An 18,341-nucleotide genomic window follows, 5' to 3' on the forward strand; every position below is an offset into this window, starting at 1 on the left:
ACCAGTCACCAATCACCAGTCACTAATCACTAATCACTAATCACTAATCACTAAAATTTTCCTATCTTCACGCTGGTTAATGTAATAAGCCCTGTTTCATGCCCGAAACCCCTGAATGGTACGCCGTATACACTTGTTCCAAGGCGGAAAAACATGTCGCCACCGAACTGGGTAAGGCAGATATCGAACATTACCTGCCGCTGCAGGTGACCATGCGGCAATGGACCGACCGCAAAAAGAAAGTGCTTGTCCCCCTCATCCGTTCCTATGTTTTTATCCATGTTACCCCAAAGGACTTCATGAGAGTGGTGAAGGTCTGGGGTGTGGTTAGAATCCTGTACTTCGACGGAAAGCCGGTTCCGATACCCGACTGGCAGATCAACAATCTTAAAATTCTGCTTGGCGCAAAGGTTCCGATGGAGACTGATGTCAAAGCCTTTAAAAAAGGCCGCGATGTGCGGATCACCCATGGCGTGCTAAAGGACCTCCGCGGGAAAATCCTGGAGATAAAGGGACAGCATAAGTTGCTCATCAGCATTACGGCACTCGATTACAATCTCACCATCGATATTGACCCGACATTTGTAGAACCTGTTGAAGAAGAAAAATAGCTAACTTTGCAGTAAACCAAACTATATGGCTGCTGCAAAGGAAGTTATTCTTCTCAATATATCCGGACCCGATAAACCGGGTATAACCGCAACCCTCACCCACATCCTGGAACAATACGATACCGCAGTTCTCGACATCGGGCAGGCGGTGATCCACGACCAGCTGTCGCTCGGCATCCTGTTTGAAGTTCCTGAAAACGACGATTCGGCCCCCGTGCTGAAAGACCTGCTCTTCCGCTCCTACGAGCTCGGGGTTACAGCGAGGTTTACGCCCATCACGCTTGATGATTATGAAGACTGGGTGAAACTGCAGGGTAAGGAGCGCTATATTGTCACCCTCATTGCCCGGATCATCAACTCATCGCATATTGCCAAAGTCACCGACATCATTCACAGGCAAAACCTCAATATCGATATCATCAACCGCCTCAGCGGCCGTCCTTCGCTCCAGGATTCCGATCCCCACGCGATAGCCTGCGTTGAATTTTCGGTGCGAGGAACACCCGCCGACAAAGAAAAAATGCGCCGGGAATTTCTTGAAGTTGCCCAGGAAACCATGATTGACATTGCATTCCAGGAGGACAACATTTACAGGCGCAACCGGAGGCTTGTATGCTTTGACATGGATTCGACACTGATCCAGACCGAGATGATCGTTGAACTGGCCAAAAGGGCCGGGGTGGGCGAGGTGGTGCATAAGGTTACCGAGTCGGCTATGAGAGGAGAGATCGATTTTAAGGAAAGCTTCCGGCAGCGGGTAGGGTTGCTGAAGGGACTTGATGAAAGTGTGATGCGTGAGATCGCCTTTCACATGCCGGTTACCGAAGGGGCGCATAAGCTGGTGAGCACGCTGAGGAAATACGGTTACAAAACCGCCATCCTGTCGGGTGGCTTCACCTATTTCGGCCGCTTTTTGCAGCATGAGCTCGGGATCGATTACGTATTCGGGAATGAACTTGAAATTAAAGACGGAAAGCTTACAGGAAATTATATCGGCGATATTGTGGACGGCGCCTGCAAAGCGGAACTGCTCAAGAACCTGGCGTTCAAGGAAGGGATTCACCTGGAGCAGGTGATTGCCGTGGGCGACGGGGCCAACGACCTGCCCATGCTCAACCTCGCCGGGCTCGGCATTGCGTTTCATGCCAAATCGAAAGTAAAGGAAAATGCCCGCCAGGCCATCTCCACCATCGGGCTCGATGCGATCTTGTATCTGATGGGATTCAGGGACAGGGAGCTGAAGTGATTAGTAATTAGTGATTAGTGACTCCCTGTGCTAGGCGAAGTCCCTGTGCTAGGCGAAGTCTCCGACTTCGTCTATACGTAAAGGATAATTAACAATGAATTCCGTTCAGACGAAGTTACAAACTTCGCCTGGCATTTCGGTGCGTTCAGACGAAGTTACAAACTTCGCCTGGCATTTCGGTGCGTTCAGACGAATTACAAACTTCGCCCAGCCCTGACAAACGTCATAGATTTCTCCCCCATAATTCCTAATTCTCTATAAATCTTATATCTTTGTACACATTTTGAAAATCGGAAATTGTATTGTAATTGTTTGATATATAATGAGTAATAAGTATCCTGAATATAAGAGTTTCAACCTGGCGGCTATTAACCGCGAGATCCTTAACGTCTGGAACAAAGAAAAAACATTTGAAAAGAGCCTGGAAGTAAGGCAGGGCAAGCCATCCTACGTGTTTTACGAGGGACCTCCTTCGGCAAACGGGATGCCCGGTATTCACCATGTGATTGCCCGTACCATCAAGGATATTTTCTGCCGTTATAAAACCATGAAGGGCTTCCTCGTAGAACGCAAGGCAGGATGGGATACTCACGGACTGCCCGTTGAGCTTAAAGTGGAAACTTCACTCGGGATTACAAAAGAAGACATCGGGAACAAGATCAGCATCACCGATTTCAACAGCAAGTGCCGGAGCGATGTAATGACTTACACCCGCGAATGGGAAGACCTCACGCTGAAAATGGGGTATTGGGTAGATATGGATAATCCCTATATCACCTACGACAACCGCTATATCGAAAGCCTGTGGTGGCTTCTGAAAGAACTGTTCAAAAAAAACCTGCTTTATAAAGGCTATTCGATCCAGCCTTATTCGCCTGCCGCCGGATCAGGACTCAGCACCCATGAGCTGAACCAGCCGGGCTGTTACCGCGATGTAAAAGATACAACCTGCGTGGCCCAGTTCGAAGTGGTGAAAAATGCCAAATCGGAATTCCTGTTAGCCGAAACGGATGCACCCGTTTATTTCCTTGCATGGACAACCACTCCGTGGACCCTGCCTTCGAACACCGCACTGGCTGTAGGAGCCGATATCACGTATGTGAGGGTAAGAACATTCAATCCCTACACCTTTGAACCGGTTACCCTTATCCTTGCCAAAGAAAGGATGCACGAATATTTTGCCGAAAACAACAAGGATATTGCCATTGAAGCTTTCCAACCCGGCGATAAAAGAATTCCCTATAAAATACTCGGTGAATACAAAGGATCAGAACTCGAAGGCATTGCATACAACCAGCTGATCAACTGGGTGAATCCCGGCAAGGGCGCGTTCAGGGTGCTTACCGGTGATTTTGTCACCACCGAGGATGGTACAGGTATTGTGCATATTGCACCTACTTTTGGCGCCGACGACTTCAGGGTTGCCCGTGCAAACGGCGTTCCCCCGCTGATGGTGCTGGATGTGAACCGCAAACAGGCTCCGCTTGTGGATAAGAAAGGCCGCCTGTTCCGGATCGAAGACCTTGACCCGGAATTTGTAAAAGAGAATGTAAACGTTGAAGAATACAAGCCGTTTGCCGGAAGGTATGTAAAGAACGATTACGATCCTTCGCTTGGCGAGGGTGATCCCACCGTGGATGTGGACATTTCGGTATATCTTAAAAAAGCCAACAAGGCATTCCGCATCGAAAAGCATGTTCACAATTACCCGCACTGCTGGAGAACCGATAAACCTGTGCTGTATTACCCGCTGGATGCGTGGTTCATCAAAACAACCGCGTTAAAGGACAGGATGATCGAGTTGAACAACACCATCAACTGGAAACCGGAATCCACCGGAACAGGCCGTTTCGGAAAATGGCTTGAGAATCTTGTCGACTGGAACCTTTCGCGTTCGCGCTACTGGGGCACACCGCTTCCTGTATGGGTGAGTGAAACCCAGGAGCTGAAGTGCATCGGCTCGGTGGAAGAACTTAAGGAAGAAATCGAGAAGAGCATCAAAGCTGGGTTCATGAAAGAAAACCCGCTGAAGAATTATACAAGCGGCGATTTCGGAAAAGAAAATTACGAGAAATTCGATCTTCACAGGCCTTTTGTTGACGATATCTTCCTTGTGTCAGATACCGGCAAAAAGATGACCCGTGAGCAGGACCTGATCGACGTATGGTTTGACTCGGGCGCCATGCCTTACGCCCAGATGCACTATCCGTTTGCCATGAAGGATCCGGAATTCAGGAAATATTACCCGGCCGATTTCATCGCCGAGGGTGTTGACCAGACAAGGGGATGGTTTTTTACCCTTCATGCCCTTGCCGTGATGCTGTTTGATTCGGTTGCCTATAAGAACATCATCAGCAACGGGTTGTGCCTCGACAAAAACGGCAACAAAATGTCGAAGCGCCTTGGTAACGCCGTTGATCCTTTTGAAGTGATCAACCAGAATGGTTCGGATCCCCTCAGGTGGTACCTGATCACCAATGCGCAGCCATGGGATAATTTAAAATTCGACCTGGAAGGTGTTGAGGAAGTGAAGCGCAAATTCTTCGGAACGCTTTACAACACCTATTCATTCTTTTCGCTGTATGCCAACATCGACGGCTTCAATTACAGCGAACCCGAAGTTCCGGTTGCAAAGCGGCCGGAGATCGACAGGTGGATTATTTCGCTGCTGAACACCCTTGTAAAGGATGTGAATTCGTATTACGAGGACTATGAGCCTACAAAGGCCGGAAGGGCCATCCAGGATTTCGTTATGGAAAACCTGAGCAACTGGTACGTGCGGCTGAACCGGAAGCGTTTCTGGGGAGGCGATAAGTCGGATGATAAGCTGGCGGCTTACCAAACCCTTTATACCTGCCTCGAAACCGTTGTAAAACTGGCTGCCCCGCTGGCACCCTTTTACATGGACAAAATATTCAGGGATCTTAACCAGGTGACCCACCGCGACAAAGAGCAGTCTGTTCACCACACCCATTTCCCAAAAGCGGATGAAACTCTCATCGATGCCGACCTGGAGCAGAAAATGGACCTGGCACAGAATCTTTCCTCGATGGTTCTCGGATTGCGCAGAAAGGTGAATATCAAGGTAAGGCAGCCCCTTCGCAAAATTATGGTTCCTGTCACCGACCCCAACGTAGTAAGGCAGCTCGAAGGGATCAAGCACCTGATCCTGAATGAAGTGAACGTGAAGGAACTTGAGTTTTTGCGGGATACCAGCGGGATTCTCGTGAAAAAGATCAAGCCGAATTTCAAAACACTGGGCCCGCGTTATGGTAAACTCATGAAAGAAATTGCCCAGGCGATTTCGAAGTTCACCCAGGAGGACATTGCCTGTTTCGAAGCCGGGGATGATTATGAAGTCTCCATAGGCACCGAAAGGATAAAGCTGATGCACGACGATGTGGAGATTACATCGGAAGATATCCCGGGATGGCTTGTGGCCACCGAAGGCCGGCTTACCGTGGCACTTGATGTGAACATCACGCAGGAACTCAAGGATGAGGGAATTGCCAGGGAATTTGTAAACCGTATTCAGAATATCAGGAAAGAAAGCGGTTTTGAAGTCACGGATAAGATTGCCGTGGAGATCGGGCAGCAGGAAATAATTGATTCGGCAATTAAAAATTTCAATGAATATATAGCCACTCAAACACTTGCCAAATCAGTAGTTCTGGTTAACATGACCAACACGGAAGGCGCTCAGCTTGTTGAGATTGACGAAAACATTCATACACATATCCGGGTTAGTAAGATTTAATTCCAAATCGTCCCCGAATTGATTTTTTTGATTACATTTAAGAATAATAAAACAGATTAACATGTCAGAAAAGACAAGGTATTCCGACGAGGAACTTGATGAGTTTAAGGTCATTATACTCGATAAGCTTGAAAAGGCAAAACGCGACTTTGAACTTTTAAAGAGCGCCATCACACAAAGCGAGAGCAACGATACGCAAGATACTTCCCCCACATTTAAAGTGCTCGAAGAAGGTGCCGCAACGTTATCGAAGGAAGAGGCCGGCAGGCTTGCACAGCGTCAGCAAAAGTTTATACAGCACTTACAGGCAGCCCTCATAAGGATTGAGAACAAAACTTATGGTATTTGCCGTGAAACGGGCAAGCTGATCAGCAAAGAAAGGCTGAGAGCTGTTCCTCACGCCACCCTGTCGATTGACGCCAAGCAAAAACAGCGCTGATCGTTTCCTCATGAAAGTTTCCATCCGATTCAAGGCGATCCTGCTGATTGTCCTGGTCCTGTTCATTGACCAGGCCATAAAGATTCATATCAAAACTTCCATGACAATCGGTGAAAGCATTTCGGTTTTCGGGCACTGGTTCCAGATCCGGTTCATCGAAAATCCCGGGATGGCTTTCGGACTTGATATTCCCGGAAAGCTCGGCAAGCCGGTGCTTACTATTTTCAGGATCATTGCCGTTGTGGCCATTGGCTGGTACCTGAACCAACTGGTTCGGCGCAGGGCAAATAACGGGCTTATCCTGTGTGTGGCCCTGATAATGGCCGGTGCGGCAGGCAACATCATCGACAGTGTATTTTACGGTCGCATTTTCAGTGAAAGTACATATTTCAATACGGCCAAAATGTTTCCGGAAGAAGGTGGCTATGCGCCGCTGCTTTTTGGAAGGGTAGTGGATATGCTTTATTTTCCCGTCATTCACGGTCATTTCCCGTCATGGTTTCCCGGTAAGGGAGGCGACGAGTTTGTTTTCTTCCGTCCCATTTTCAACCTCGCCGACTCGGCAATAACACTGGGGATACTGTGCATACTTGTGTTTCAGAGGAGGTTTTTTGGGGTACCTGTAGTGGTGGAAGAGGAGAGTGGTGAGAAGGGAGAAGAGAGTGAACCACCGTCATTGCGAGGAGCATGACAAATCGTTGATTATACCCAAATGTAAAGCGACGAAGCAATCTGCCTGCACAGGCACAACCTGACAAAAAGTACAGCCTCACCTAGAATATCCAATCCGGAAATTCACTATATTTAATCCGTTATCAGCAAGTTATGTATAAGGGAGGTTATGTATATATCATGACTAACAAAAACCATACTGTTTTATATACCGGCGTTACAGAAGACATTGTTAGGAGAGTTCGCGAACATAAAGAGCATAAATTCAAAGGATTTACTAAAAAATACAATGCAGTAATATTGGTATATTATCAGTATTATTCTATTATTCAGGAGGCAATAGAAAAGGAAAAGCTGATTAAGGGTGGATCTCGGCAAAGAAAGATTGATCTCATTGAAGTTATGAATCCGGAATGGGAGGATTTGTATGAGAAGATTGCTTTGTGATTTACGATATGTAGCGCTCTTTGCAAGGGTGTGCCTGTGCGGGCAGATTGCTTCGTCGCAGGAGATTAAGGTATAATCAGAGATAAAGGTGGCTCCTCGCATGACGGTTTATATGACAGACAACATCGCATTCGGTAAAAAAGGTGAAGACCTTGCCGTAGACTTCCTTAAGGAGGAAGGATATGAAATACTTGAAAGAAACTGGCATTTCAATCATACCGAGATTGATATCATTGCCAGATTTCATGAATTCCTTGTTATTGCGGAAGTGAAAACAAGAAAAGGGAATTCATGGGGAGAACCATATACAGCTGTTGATTACCGTAAGCAACGGTCACTTATTTTTGCTGCCGAACGGTATATTTATTCTCACCATATTGACCTGGAAGTGCGGTTTGATATCGTTTCGATCATAATCGACAACGACCGCACAGCTATTGAACATGTAAAGGATGCGTTCAGGGCGATTGCGAGGTAGCTGATGGGGTTTTGCCCTTGGCAGGGGTGTGCCTGTGCAGGCAGATTGCTTCGTCGCGAAACATTAAGGCATAATCATTAATCAGAATAGCTCCTCGCAATGACGTAGAGGTGGCTCCTCGCAATGACGGCAGGGCTGATCCCTGTTCACTTCACCTCCGCACCGTTATTGACCCCGTTCTCCGGGGTGACGAAAACCAGTTTTCCCGAGGAGTCTTCGGCGAGGAGGATCATGCCCTGCGATTGAATGCCCTTGATCTCACGGGGCTCAAGGTTTGCCAGCAGGCAGATCTGCTTGCCGATGATGGCTTCCGGCTCAAAGTATTCGGCGATTCCTGAAACCACCGTCCGGATATCCATACCGGTATCAATTTTAAGCTGCATCAGTTTCTTCGTTTTAGGCACTTTAACCGCTTCGAGGATAGTACCCGTTCTGATATCCATCCGGGCGAAATCATCGTAACTGACGCTTTCTTTTTGCGGTTTCGCAGCCACTTTTCCTGCCAGGTTCTTCTCCTTACTTTTTTGCAGTTTTTCAAGCTGCTTTTCAACAGCCTCATCTTCAATTTTGCTGAACAGCAGCGAAGGCTCGTTCAGCTTATGGCCCGAAGGCAATAGATCGGTGCGTCCGCCGTCGTCCCACGAGAGGGTGTCCATGTTGATGAACTCACTTATTTTCTTTGCCGAGAAAGGCAGGAACGGCTCTGTGATAATGGCCAGGTTGGCTGTAATCTGCAGGGCCAAATTCAATATGGTACCTGTCCGGGGTTTATCTGTTTTTATCAGTTTCCACGGTTCGTTGTCAGCCAGGTATTTGTTACCAAGTCGTGCCACATCCATGGCAGCTTTCAGCGCTTCACGAAAGCGGAAATTTTCGAGATTGTATTCAACAGCCTGTTTCAGCCTGGGCAGTTCAGCCAGTGCATCCTGGTCCGCACCGGTGAGGGCATCGGCCGGGGGAACTTTACCGTCGAAGTATTTATTGGTAAGAACCAGTGCGCGGTTTATGAAGTTGCCTAACACAGCAACCAGTTCGTTATTGTTCCGGGCCTGGAAATCCTTCCACGTGAAATCATTGTCCTTTGTCTCCGGCATGGTGGCGCAGAGCACGTACCTCAGCACATCCTGCTGGCCGGGGAAGTCCTGAAGGTATTCGTGTAGCCAAACCGCCCAGTTGCGCGATGTGGAAATCTTATCCCCTTCAAGGTTCAGGAATTCATTGGCCGGAACGTTTCCGGGAAGGTTGTATGTGCCGTCAGCTTTCAGCATGGCCGGGAAGATGATGCAATGAAATACGATATTATCCTTACCAATGAAATGGATCATGCGGGTATCCTTGTCCTTCCAGTATTTTTCCCAATCGGGTGTAAGTTCCCGTGTGGCTGAAATGTAGCCAATGGGTGCATCGAACCATACATACAGCACTTTTCCCTCCGCGCCTTCAACCGGGACCGGGATACCCCAGTCGAGATCACGACTTACCGCCCGTGGTTGCAGGCCGGCATCGAGCCATGATTTGCACTGCCCGTAGACGTTCGATTTCCAGTCCTTGTTATCCTCAAGGATCCAGTTGCGGAGGAAGGGCTCGTACTTATCCAGCGGCAGGAACCAGTGAAGCGTGTCTTTCAGCACAGGTTGACTGCCGCTGATGGTACTGCGAGGGTTGATGAGGTCGGTTGCATTCAACGATGTGCCGCATTTTTCGCACTGGTCGCCGTAGGCATTATCGTTACCGCAATGGGGACAGGTTCCAGTGATATACCGGTCTGCCAGGAACTGCTGCGCTTCCTCGTCGTAATACTGTTTTGTGGTTTTTTCGATGAATTCACCCTGGTCGTATAGTTTCCTGAAAAACTCGGAAGCAGTCTTGTAATGTACTTTCGAAGTGGTTCTTGAATAAATGCTGAACGAAATACCGAATTCGGCAAAAGCATTTTTGATGATGGTGTGGTACTTGTCCACTATATCCTGCGGAGACACCTTTTCCTGCCTGGCTTTGATTGTTATGGGAACACCGTGTTCATCGGAACCGCATATGAACAGTACGTCTTCGCCCCTGAGGCGGAGGTAACGGACGTATATGTCGGCCGGAACATAAACCCCGGCGAGGTGGCCGATGTGTACAGGTCCGTTGGCATAGGGGAGAGCGGCGGTGATCAGATGTCTCTTAGGAGTATTTTGCATAGTATTATATTTAAAAATTGATAATAGCAATAAGGTGTTTAGGTATTAAGGCCTGAGAGATTTTTCTGAATTGATAAAGTTGTACTTTTACTTAATCACTTAATCACTTAATCACTTAATCACTTAATAGCTTAATAGCTTAATAGCTTAATAGCTTATTACTAAAAATGCAAATATATTGAATTCAAACCAACAACGATATGATACGCCCACCCTATCTTAAGAAAGGCGACCGGATAAGCATTGTGGCCCCGGCAGGCACCCTTGTGAAAAATGAGATTGCAGAAGCCTGCGACCTTATGCAGGAATGGGGTGTGGAACCTGTTTTCGGAAAGCATCTGTTCCGGAAACAGCAGTCGTTTGCCGGAACCGACGCACAACGGGCCGAAGATTTTCAGCACATGCTGGATGACCCTTCAATTCGTGCGATAATTTGTGCCCGGGGAGGGTATGGTACGATCCGGATCATTGACAAACTTGATTTCAGCGCTTTTAAAAAAAAGCCGAAATGGATTGTCGGGTACAGCGATATAACCATACTTCATTGTGCGCTTCAGCAAAGGCTCGGGATTGAAAGTATCCATGGCCCAATGCCGCGATTCGTTCCGCCCAAATCGCCTGATTTGGTATCGTTTGATACGTTAAGGGCTTTACTGTTCGGTGAAGAAGGGGAATACATCCTGCAACCGAACCGGCTTAACCGGAAAGGCAAGGGAAAGGGAATACTTACCGGGGGCAACCTGTCGGTCTTATACAGCCTTGCAGGATCGGTTTATGATCCGGATATGGACGGTAAGATACTGTTTATTGAAGATATCGGCGAGAACCTGTATCACATTGACAGGATGATGATGAGCCTGAAGATACGGGGCAAGCTGGATATGCTGAACGGATTGATTGTCGGCGAAATGACCGATATGAACGGTTCAAAGGCGGGGTTTCACAAACCTGCGTACCAGATCATCAAAGAACACACTGCAGCATACGATTACCCGGTTATTTTCGGTTTCCCTGCCGGGCATGGGGAGACCAATTTAGCCATGGTGATGGGGCGTGAAACCGAGATGAGGGTGGAAGAAAAGTGCTCGTCATTGCGAGGAGCATGACAAATCATTGATTATACCCAAATGTAAAGCGACGAAGCAATCTGCCCGCACAGGCACACCGCTGCAAAAAGTACAGCCTCACATAGAATATCCAATCCGGAAATTCACTATATTTAATCCATTATCAGCATGTTATGTATAAGGGAGGTTATGTATATATCATGACTAACAGAAACCATACAGTTTTATATACTGGCGTTACTGAAGACATTATTAAGAGGGTTCGCGAACATAAAGACCACAAATTTGAAGGGTTCACTAAAAAATATAATGTCGTGATACTGGTGTATTACCAGTTTTATTCGAGTATTCAGGAGGCTATTGAAAAAGAAAAGATAATTAAGGGCGGATCATGGCAAAGAAAGTTCGATTTGATTGAAGATATGAATCCGGAATGGGAGGATTTGTATGAGAAAATTGCTTTTTAATAAGCTCTTTATAAGGGTGTGCCTGTGCAGGCAGATTGCTTCGTCGCAGGAGATTAAGGTATAATCATAGATGGAGGTGGCTCCTCGCAATGACGGGGGGGGCTTGCTCTTTGCAAGGGTGTGCCTGTGCGGGCAGATTGCTTCGTCGCAGGAGATTAGGGTATAATCAGAGATAAAGGTGGCTCCTCGCAATGACGGCGGGGATTATTCCACAACCCATATCACCAACTTCTGCCCCGCCTTAACATCATACGAGGAGAGGTGGTTCCATGCTTTGATGTTTTCGAGGGTGCAGTTATATTTCATGGCGATGCGGTGAGTGAATTCACCGGGCTGCACTTCATGGATGATTTTCTTGCGGCCTGCCGTTGACCCTGCATTCTGCACCATGACGTTGTAATCGACGGGTGCACTGCTGTATCCGAGAATTTTTATTTCCTCCTGAAGATATTTCGAAACACTGGCAGCCGGCAACACCAGCACCGACCACGGATCCTGCGACGGGATATAATCAGTCCTGTACACGGGGTTGAGCAGCCGGATATCGTTTACAGGAACTTCGATCATAGCCGAAATCTGGTCGAAACTTACTGGGTATTTAATATGCAATGTGTCGATTGATTCAAAGTTATAGGCCGGGTTAACGGGGATTATGCCGTGGTCTTTGTAAAAATGCATCAGGTAATACACCGCAATGAAAGCCGGTACATAATTCTTCGCCTGTTCGGACAAATAGGGACGCAGCTTCCAGTAGTTGGTCTCGCCCTTGCAGCGTTCGATGGCTTTCCGCACTTCTCCCGGACCGTTGTTATAGGATGAAAGCACAAGCTGCCAGTCGTGAAACGTATTGTTCAGGTATTTCAGGTATTTGCAGGCCGCTTCGGTTGATTTATATGGATCGCGACGTTCGTCGATGTAGGATGTTACCTCCAGGTCGAACAGCCTTCCGGTATTTACAAGGAACTGCCACAGGCCAACGGCACCCGATTTGGAAACCGCCAGCGGATTGAGTCCCGATTCCACCACAGTGAGGTATTTCAGTTCATAGGGAAGTCCGTAGCGGTCGAGTATTTCATCGAAAAGCGGAAAGTAAATTGTGCTCAGCCCGATAACGGAGGCCATTTCCTGTTTGCGGGGACCGGTGAAAAGGTCAATGTAATGGCGGACTTCGGGTGTATAATCGAGCTGAACGGGTGAAAGCTTATTCAGCGAGGCTATGCGGTATTCGTAGAGCATGTCTTTGTCGTCGGGAAGGGCGGCGGCGCATAGTGACTGAGGAAATAATACCAGGAGAAAAGTGAAAATGAGGTAAATGGTAATCGGTATTCGGTAATCGGTAATCGGTGTCACCCTGTTTACCCTGAGCGGAGTCGAAGAGAGCGGGCTTTGCCTGATGCCATAATAATTCAGGCTCAACCTGAAAAGACAGGTCCGACTGAGGCAGAGTCTCAACCGAACAGAATAGGCATGGCAGGTTTTATACATGATCAAATATAATGATTTGAGATGGGTTTACGATTTTAAATGAAGAGGGTTATACTGGATACTAGATGCTGGATACTGGATGCATCGTTCGGCTAAGGCTCTGCCTTAGTCGAATATATCTCATCAGGCTCTGCCTGATGGGTATAATTATTCAGGCCCAGCCTGAAAAGATACGCCCGACTGAGGCAGAGCCTTAGCCGAACACCAACAAAAAAACCCGCTACTCACGCAGCGGGTTTTACTCAAGATTTTTTTCAGGTTTTACTGATTTTCCTTCAGTTCAGCAACCGGAGTTTCGGCCTGAGCTTTTGTTTCTTCGGTCTGATCAGGCTGGGATGCTTTTTTGAATTCCTTTAATCCCTGACCTATTCCTTTCATTAATTCAGGAAACTTCTTTCCTCCGAACAGCAGCGCGATGACCGCTACTATAAGGATAATCTCCATGGGTCCCAGTGACATATTCTTGTGATTAGTGATTAGTGACTAGTGATTTGTGATTAGTAATTAGTGATTAGTAATTAGTAATCAGCTTTATTTTTTTTCTTCGTCGTTATCGGTCTGTGATGCTTTCTTGAATTCTTTCATACCCTGACCGATACCTTTCATCAGTTCGGGAATTTTCCTTCCTCCAAAGAGCAATAAAAGAGCCGCCAGGATCAGGATAATTTCCATTGGGCCTAGTGTGAAAAGCAAAATGTTCAGATTCATGGCAATTGTTTTAAATTGGAGGGGTAAAATTAGAATAAATTTTTGATATACTCAGTTTTTAACATTATTTATAACACTTTTCAACACTACAACACTGCCCTTTACGGTTTGCATTCCGTAACACCTCACCCCTGCCTTTATAGTTTGCATCCGTAACACCTCACCCCTGCCTTTATAGTTTGCATTCCGTAACACCTCACCCCTGCCCCTCTCCTTGCAGAGAGAGGGGGAAGAACGTTTTAAGAATTACCCGGGTATAATCAAAGAATTTCTCTTTAACATGTTTCGCTCACATGGTATAGAGAGGGGTATCCCGACTCCCCTCTCCTGCAAGGAGAGGGGCCGGGGGTGAGGTGTTGACAGATGTAATGAGAGTCCGTAGTGAGGTTTTGTCTTACTTCCCAAGCCACTTCTCCACTCCCCTCACAATATCATTTGTATTGGCATAGATAAGGAGGCCGATGATGAGGACCATGCCCACGATCTGGGCGTATTCCATGAATTTTTCGCTTGGCTTGCGGCGGGTAATGATCTCATAAAGGAGGAACATAACGTGACCGCCGTCGAGTGCCGGTATAGGCAGTACATTCATGAATGCCAGCACGAGCGAAAGAAAAGCGGTGATTTCCCAGAATGCTTCCCAAGACCATACTTTCGGGAACAATCCGCCGATGGCGCCGAAGCCGCCAAGTCCCTTGTAGGCCCCGGTTTTAAAATCGAATATGAGCTTGAACTGCTTGATATAAAAACTCAGCTGTGAGCCTGCCAGTTTGATCCCTGCCGGAATCGCCTGGAAAAAGCCGAACGTACGGGTTTCGAGCTTGTAAAGTCCCAGTTTTTCGAGCTCTTCATATGTGGGAACAAAAGGAAATATTTCAAGTTTTTTTGCCGCTGTAAGCCTGAGCTGAAGGGTGACCGGCTTGCCGTCGCGCAACACTTCCGCTGTTAACGTACCTGTAGGGAGTGTATCGGCCATGCTAACATACTGGTCGTAATATTTCACAGGTGTGCCGTTGATACTTACAAGCTGGTCCTTCGGCTGAAGGCCCGAATTTTTATTCACCGATGAATCAGGGATTTCCCGGATGATGAAAGGAATACGCGGATAAAACAGAATTCCTTTTCTTTCCTTAACCAGGCTGCCCACGAAATTGGTAGATACCGTGAAGGAATCCACTTTGTTATCGCGCAGTACCTGTACTTTTCCCCCGAATATGATTTCCCTGTATATGTCTTCAAAACGAACCGGTTCCGTTCCGTTAATAGAAAGAATTTTGTCGCCATTTTTGAAACCAATATCCTGGGCGATCGAATCAGCGCACCAAATGCCGTCGGTTACATTACGGACAGGTAAAAATTTTTCTCCCCATGCATAAAGGATCGCTGTGTAGATGATAAAACCGAGGACGAGGTTTACCATAACTCCGCCAAGCATGATCAGCAAGCGCTGACCTGCGGGTTTCGACCTGAATTCGTAAGGCTGGGGGGGCTGCTTGAGTTGCTCTGTATCCATTGATTCGTCGATCATCCCGGAGATCTTGACATAGCCGCCAAGCGGAAGCCAGCCAATACCGTATTCGGTATCGCCTTTTTTCAGTTTGAACAGCGAAAACCAGGGATCAAAGAACAGGTAGAATTTTTCAACCCTGACATGAAAAACACGTGCCAGCAGAAAGTGACCCAGTTCATGAAGTATAATGAGAATGGAAAGGCTGAGAAGCAATTGACCGATTTGGATGATGACGCCCATTTTTTTGAATTTGGTTCCAAAGTTAATTAAAAGTATGTGTAATCGGTAATCGGGGAACGGTAATCGGTGACCGGTGATCGGTAATCGGTGATCGGTAACCGGTGATCGGTAACCGGTGATCGGTAACCGGTAAGCGGTAAGCGGTAATCGGTGATCGGTGATTGGTAACCGGTTAATCAGTGATCGGTAATCAGTACTCGGGGTTTTGAGCAGAAAAGGGAGGACTTATCCATCATCGATTGAAGCATTCTTCCAATGGATTCACATAAAGATAACAGATCGGTTTTAACTTTATCTGAAATATACTCACATTCATTAGCGGTTTCAATCCAATGTTGTGTTTCAAACTGTTCGGAATCTGCATCAGAAAGTTTCGAAATGAAATGTTTCTCATATTTTCTTTTACCCCATGATTCAGCGATTTGAGCTCCGACTGATCGGGATGATCTCCTGATTTGATCAGTGAGTGAAAATCTTTCATCAATGGGAAAATTCTTGCTTAATGCATAAATAGTTCTGGATAACTCACGTGTTTTCTGATAAACCTCAAGTTCTTTGTAGCTTTTAACATAATTCATAACGTTAAATTTATATTATTGATAGAACTGATTATTTACCTAACCGAAAACCGAATACTTTAAACTGAATGCCGAACACCGAATACCGAACACCGAATACCGAACACCGAACACCGAATACCGAATACTACAAACACCCCGCCGCAAACCTCCTTGCCTCAGTATCAGTCATTTGAAGATCATCGAGCGAGGGAACAGCCATGAAGGAGACATGCTGCATTGTTTTTTCGATTACGTCCGACATGCGAAGAAACGAAACCTGCTTGAGGAGGAAGGCTTCAACGGCCACTTCATTAGCGGCGTTCATGATGCAGGGCATGTTGCCGCCCCGGCGGAGTGCTTCGAAAGCCAGTCCCAGGTTACGGAATACCTTCAGATCGGGTTTTTCAAATGTAAGCTGGTTGCAGTCGGTGAAATTATAGCGGGTAAAAGAGGATGGCATGCGAACAGAGCACCCCAGTGCATATTGAATGGGAAGCCGCATATCAGGCAGTCCCATTTGTGCTTTTATCGAACCGTCAATAAACTGAACCATGGAATGGATGATGCTCTGGGGATGAATCACCACATCGATCTTCGCGGGTGCCATATCAAAAAGCCAGCTGGCCTCGATAACTTCAAGTCCTTTATTCATCAGCGAAGCCGAGTCGATTGTCACTTTGTTACCCATGCACCAGTTGGGATGTTTCAACGCCTGTTCGCAAGTCACATCCCTCAACTGTTTGGTTGTCATTCCCCTGAAGGGTCCGCCTGAAGCGGTAAGGATCAGCTTTTCAACTGAGTGCGGGTTTTCACCGGCGAGGCACTGAAAGATGGCCGAATGTTCGGAGTCGACCGGATATATGGCACTACCCTTGCTGAGGGCAAGTTCCGTTATAAGCGATCCGGCCACAACAAGGGTCTCCTTATTGGCAAGTGCAATCGTTTTACCTGATCTGACCGCTTCGTATGTGGGAATCACACCTGAAAAACCGACAAGCGATGCCACCACGATATCCGCCCCGGGTTGTACAACCACTTCAGAAATCGCATTGTTACCGGCCAGCACCTTTATGGGCAGCTGTCCAAGCGATTCCTTAACAAAAGTGTACTGGGTTTCATCCGCAATGACTACGTATTCAGGGAGAAATTCAATTGCCTGTTCAACAAGCAGGTTGGCATTCCTGCCGGCTGTGAGGGCAAACACTTCGAATTGCCTTCGATGAGCGCTGATTACTTCAAGGCATTGCGTGCCTATGGAACCGGTTGAACCCAGTATGGCAACCTTTTTTTTCATCAGCCTTTTTATTCAGAACGATATATAATCCTGCGGGTTTAGGGGACTGCCGTTATACCAGAGTTCGAAATGAAGATGGGGCCCGGTTGTGAGTTCACCCGAATTACCTATTATAGCTATCGGATCTCCGGCTTTTACCCTGTCGCCTGCATGCTTCAGGAGTTCGGCGTTATGCTTGTATATTGAAATAATATTATCCTCATGCTGTATCTGGATCACATTGCCGGTTTCTATCGTCCAGCCCGACATCGTAACCGTTCCCGGCAGGGTGGCTTTCACCACTTCATTGGCCGATGTGACGATATCGGTGCCGTAATGCTCATGGATGCTGCTGAACGAGTTGGTAACGAGACCTTTTACAGGGGGAAAGAACAGGATATTAAAGAGTGAAGGCCTGAGTTTACGGTTTTCGGTGATCGAAAGCCCAAACTGATCGTCGGTAACAAGGTTTCGCAGCACGGAATCCCTGTTTCTGTTGTTATAGGTAAGATTGGGCCGGGAAACAGGCTGCTCAGCATTTGTTTCGGTTTCCGAGACTTTTTCACCCGAAATAATCCGGCGCATATTTTCAAAATAGGCGTCGCGTTTGGCGATCTCAATTTCAAGAGAATCGAGACGGTAGTTATTAAGGTAAATGTTGCGGATCGTTTTTTCGTTCGGATAGCCGGGAATCAGCTCCCTTGCCGGAGTGTATGCAATAACTGAAATAACAATGATAAGAAATACAAAGGTTCCGGTACCCACAATGCCCAGCACATTGAGCTTTGTAAGACGGAGGTTGATCAGTTCCTCGAAAGTTTCATCACGGTATATCGATAGTCTGTACTTGTGCCTGAATTTTTCCCAGAAAGACCGCTTTTCGGTTTTTTCGGACATATTGAGAGATTTGGAACAAATATATAAAAAAAACGATTCTGGATACCGGATGCCGGATGCTGGATGAAATACCGAAAGACGAAGTCGGAGACTTCGCCTAGCAATGGGTACTCTCCGAAATGCTAGGCGAGTTTTCAACTTCGTCTGAACGTAATTTCCATAAGATAATTAACTATCAGTTACGTATTGACGAAGTTTCACAGACTTCGCCTAGCACAGGGTAATCGGTAATCGGTGTCCGGTAATCAGTATTAGGTAATTCGAAAGACGAAGTCGTAGACTTCGCCTAGCAAGGGATAAT

The 18,341-nt window shown here is 47.0% G+C and carries 17 protein-coding genes; 9 read left to right on the plus strand and 8 right to left on the minus strand.

All coding sequences use genetic code 11. The annotated features are described in order from the left end of the window. The first annotated feature begins 98 nt into the window (after positions 1–98). The 7 genes from VK179_12805 (at position 99) to VK179_12835 (ending at position 7,650) form a co-directional block, all read left to right on the plus strand. Entirely contained in the window at positions 99–611 is a 513-nt protein-coding gene (locus tag VK179_12805) for a UpxY family transcription antiterminator (protein ID HLO59618.1), read from the plus strand. A gap of 25 nt (positions 612–636) precedes the next feature. Continuing rightward, positions 637–1,857 (plus strand): phosphoserine phosphatase SerB, encoded by a 1,221-nt coding sequence (serB, locus tag VK179_12810; GenBank protein HLO59619.1) that lies wholly within the window; start codon positions 637–639, stop codon positions 1,855–1,857. Between the two features lie 322 nt (positions 1,858–2,179). Beyond that, complete coding sequence (gene ileS / locus VK179_12815) at positions 2,180–5,614, plus strand: isoleucine--tRNA ligase (protein ID HLO59620.1); 3,435 nt, start codon at positions 2,180–2,182, stop codon at positions 5,612–5,614. A 61-nt stretch (positions 5,615–5,675) separates the two neighbouring features. After that, positions 5,676–6,053, plus strand: a complete 378-nt coding sequence (locus VK179_12820; protein HLO59621.1) for a TraR/DksA C4-type zinc finger protein — start codon at positions 5,676–5,678, stop codon at positions 6,051–6,053. Positions 6,054–6,063: 10 nt separating this feature from the next. Further along, positions 6,064–6,744 carry a lipoprotein signal peptidase gene (locus tag VK179_12825; protein HLO59622.1) on the plus strand — a complete coding sequence of 227 codons (681 nt, stop codon included), beginning with the start codon at positions 6,064–6,066 and terminating at the stop codon, positions 6,742–6,744. Positions 6,745–6,878: 134 nt separating this feature from the next. Continuing rightward, positions 6,879–7,172, plus strand: a complete 294-nt coding sequence (locus VK179_12830) for a GIY-YIG nuclease family protein (protein HLO59623.1) — start codon at positions 6,879–6,881, stop codon at positions 7,170–7,172. Positions 7,173–7,284: 112 nt separating this feature from the next. Further along, complete coding sequence (locus VK179_12835; protein ID HLO59624.1) at positions 7,285–7,650, plus strand: YraN family protein; 366 nt, start codon at positions 7,285–7,287, stop codon at positions 7,648–7,650. 146 nt (positions 7,651–7,796) lie between these two features. Here VK179_12835 and metG read toward each other — a convergent pair whose 3' ends face one another. After that, positions 7,797–9,833 carry a methionine--tRNA ligase gene (gene metG / locus VK179_12840; GenBank protein HLO59625.1) on the minus strand — a complete coding sequence of 679 codons (2,037 nt, stop codon included), beginning with the start codon at positions 9,831–9,833 and terminating at the stop codon, positions 7,797–7,799. 200 nt (positions 9,834–10,033) lie between these two features. Between metG and VK179_12845 the strand changes: the two genes are divergently transcribed. Together VK179_12845 and VK179_12850 are read left to right on the plus strand one after the other, a co-directional pair. Beyond that, a complete protein-coding gene (locus VK179_12845; protein HLO59626.1) occupies positions 10,034–10,939 on the plus strand; it encodes an LD-carboxypeptidase in 906 nt (301 codons plus the stop codon). 134 nt (positions 10,940–11,073) lie between these two features. After that, positions 11,074–11,367, plus strand: coding sequence for a GIY-YIG nuclease family protein (locus VK179_12850; GenBank protein ID HLO59627.1), 294 nt, complete (start codon positions 11,074–11,076; stop codon positions 11,365–11,367). Between the two features lie 204 nt (positions 11,368–11,571). Here VK179_12850 and VK179_12855 read toward each other — a convergent pair whose 3' ends face one another. The 7 genes from VK179_12855 to VK179_12885 all read right to left on the minus strand — a co-directional run bounded on the left by VK179_12855 (position 11,572) and on the right by VK179_12885 (position 18,040). Then, the gene (locus VK179_12855) at positions 11,572–12,852 is read right to left on the minus strand and encodes a transglycosylase SLT domain-containing protein (GenBank protein ID HLO59628.1); all 1,281 of its coding nucleotides are present in this window, start codon (positions 12,850–12,852) and stop codon (positions 11,572–11,574) included. Positions 12,853–13,113: 261 nt separating this feature from the next. Further along, positions 13,114–13,311 (minus strand): twin-arginine translocase TatA/TatE family subunit, encoded by a 198-nt coding sequence (locus VK179_12860; protein HLO59629.1) that lies wholly within the window; start codon positions 13,309–13,311, stop codon positions 13,114–13,116. 72 nt (positions 13,312–13,383) lie between these two features. Then, entirely contained in the window at positions 13,384–13,560 is a 177-nt protein-coding gene (gene tatA / locus VK179_12865) for a twin-arginine translocase TatA/TatE family subunit (GenBank protein ID HLO59630.1), read from the minus strand. A gap of 394 nt (positions 13,561–13,954) precedes the next feature. After that, complete coding sequence (rseP, locus tag VK179_12870; protein ID HLO59631.1) at positions 13,955–15,310, minus strand: RIP metalloprotease RseP; 1,356 nt, start codon at positions 15,308–15,310, stop codon at positions 13,955–13,957. Between the two features lie 176 nt (positions 15,311–15,486). Then, positions 15,487–15,888 carry a four helix bundle protein gene (locus VK179_12875; GenBank protein HLO59632.1) on the minus strand — a complete coding sequence of 134 codons (402 nt, stop codon included), beginning with the start codon at positions 15,886–15,888 and terminating at the stop codon, positions 15,487–15,489. Between the two features lie 127 nt (positions 15,889–16,015). Further along, on the minus strand, positions 16,016–17,164 hold the full coding sequence (locus VK179_12880; protein ID HLO59633.1) for a 1-deoxy-D-xylulose-5-phosphate reductoisomerase: 1,149 nt from the start codon (positions 17,162–17,164) through the stop codon (positions 16,016–16,018). A 12-nt stretch (positions 17,165–17,176) separates the two neighbouring features. After that, the gene (locus tag VK179_12885) at positions 17,177–18,040 is read right to left on the minus strand and encodes a M23 family metallopeptidase (GenBank protein ID HLO59634.1); all 864 of its coding nucleotides are present in this window, start codon (positions 18,038–18,040) and stop codon (positions 17,177–17,179) included. Positions 18,041–18,341: the final 301 nt, after the last annotated feature.

It is taken from the genome of Bacteroidales bacterium (assembly GCA_035299085.1).
Classification (GTDB): Bacteria; Bacteroidota; Bacteroidia; order Bacteroidales; family UBA10428; genus UBA5072.

Bases quoted from the DNA above. Each gene is read 5' to 3' on its own strand.
- VK179_12805 (HLO59618.1), top strand. From the start codon at position 99: ATGCCCGAAACCCCTGAATGGTACGCCGTATACACTTGTTCCAAGGCG.
- serB (HLO59619.1), top strand. From the start codon at position 637: ATGGCTGCTGCAAAGGAAGTTATTCTTCTCAATATATCCGGACCCGAT.
- ileS (HLO59620.1), top strand. From the start codon at position 2,180: ATGAGTAATAAGTATCCTGAATATAAGAGTTTCAACCTGGCGGCTATT.
- VK179_12820 (HLO59621.1), top strand. From the start codon at position 5,676: ATGTCAGAAAAGACAAGGTATTCCGACGAGGAACTTGATGAGTTTAAG.
- VK179_12825 (HLO59622.1), top strand. From the start codon at position 6,064: ATGAAAGTTTCCATCCGATTCAAGGCGATCCTGCTGATTGTCCTGGTC.
- VK179_12830 (HLO59623.1), top strand. From the start codon at position 6,879: ATGTATAAGGGAGGTTATGTATATATCATGACTAACAAAAACCATACT.
- VK179_12835 (HLO59624.1), top strand. From the start codon at position 7,285: ATGACAGACAACATCGCATTCGGTAAAAAAGGTGAAGACCTTGCCGTA.
- metG (HLO59625.1), bottom strand. From the start codon at position 9,833: ATGCAAAATACTCCTAAGAGACATCTGATCACCGCCGCTCTCCCCTAT.
- VK179_12845 (HLO59626.1), top strand. From the start codon at position 10,034: ATGATACGCCCACCCTATCTTAAGAAAGGCGACCGGATAAGCATTGTG.
- VK179_12850 (HLO59627.1), top strand. From the start codon at position 11,074: ATGTATAAGGGAGGTTATGTATATATCATGACTAACAGAAACCATACA.
- VK179_12855 (HLO59628.1), bottom strand. From the start codon at position 12,852: ATGTATAAAACCTGCCATGCCTATTCTGTTCGGTTGAGACTCTGCCTC.
- VK179_12860 (HLO59629.1), bottom strand. From the start codon at position 13,311: ATGTCACTGGGACCCATGGAGATTATCCTTATAGTAGCGGTCATCGCG.
- tatA (HLO59630.1), bottom strand. From the start codon at position 13,560: ATGAATCTGAACATTTTGCTTTTCACACTAGGCCCAATGGAAATTATC.
- rseP (HLO59631.1), bottom strand. From the start codon at position 15,310: ATGGGCGTCATCATCCAAATCGGTCAATTGCTTCTCAGCCTTTCCATT.
- VK179_12875 (HLO59632.1), bottom strand. From the start codon at position 15,888: ATGAATTATGTTAAAAGCTACAAAGAACTTGAGGTTTATCAGAAAACA.
- VK179_12880 (HLO59633.1), bottom strand. From the start codon at position 17,164: ATGAAAAAAAAGGTTGCCATACTGGGTTCAACCGGTTCCATAGGCACG.
- VK179_12885 (HLO59634.1), bottom strand. From the start codon at position 18,040: ATGTCCGAAAAAACCGAAAAGCGGTCTTTCTGGGAAAAATTCAGGCAC.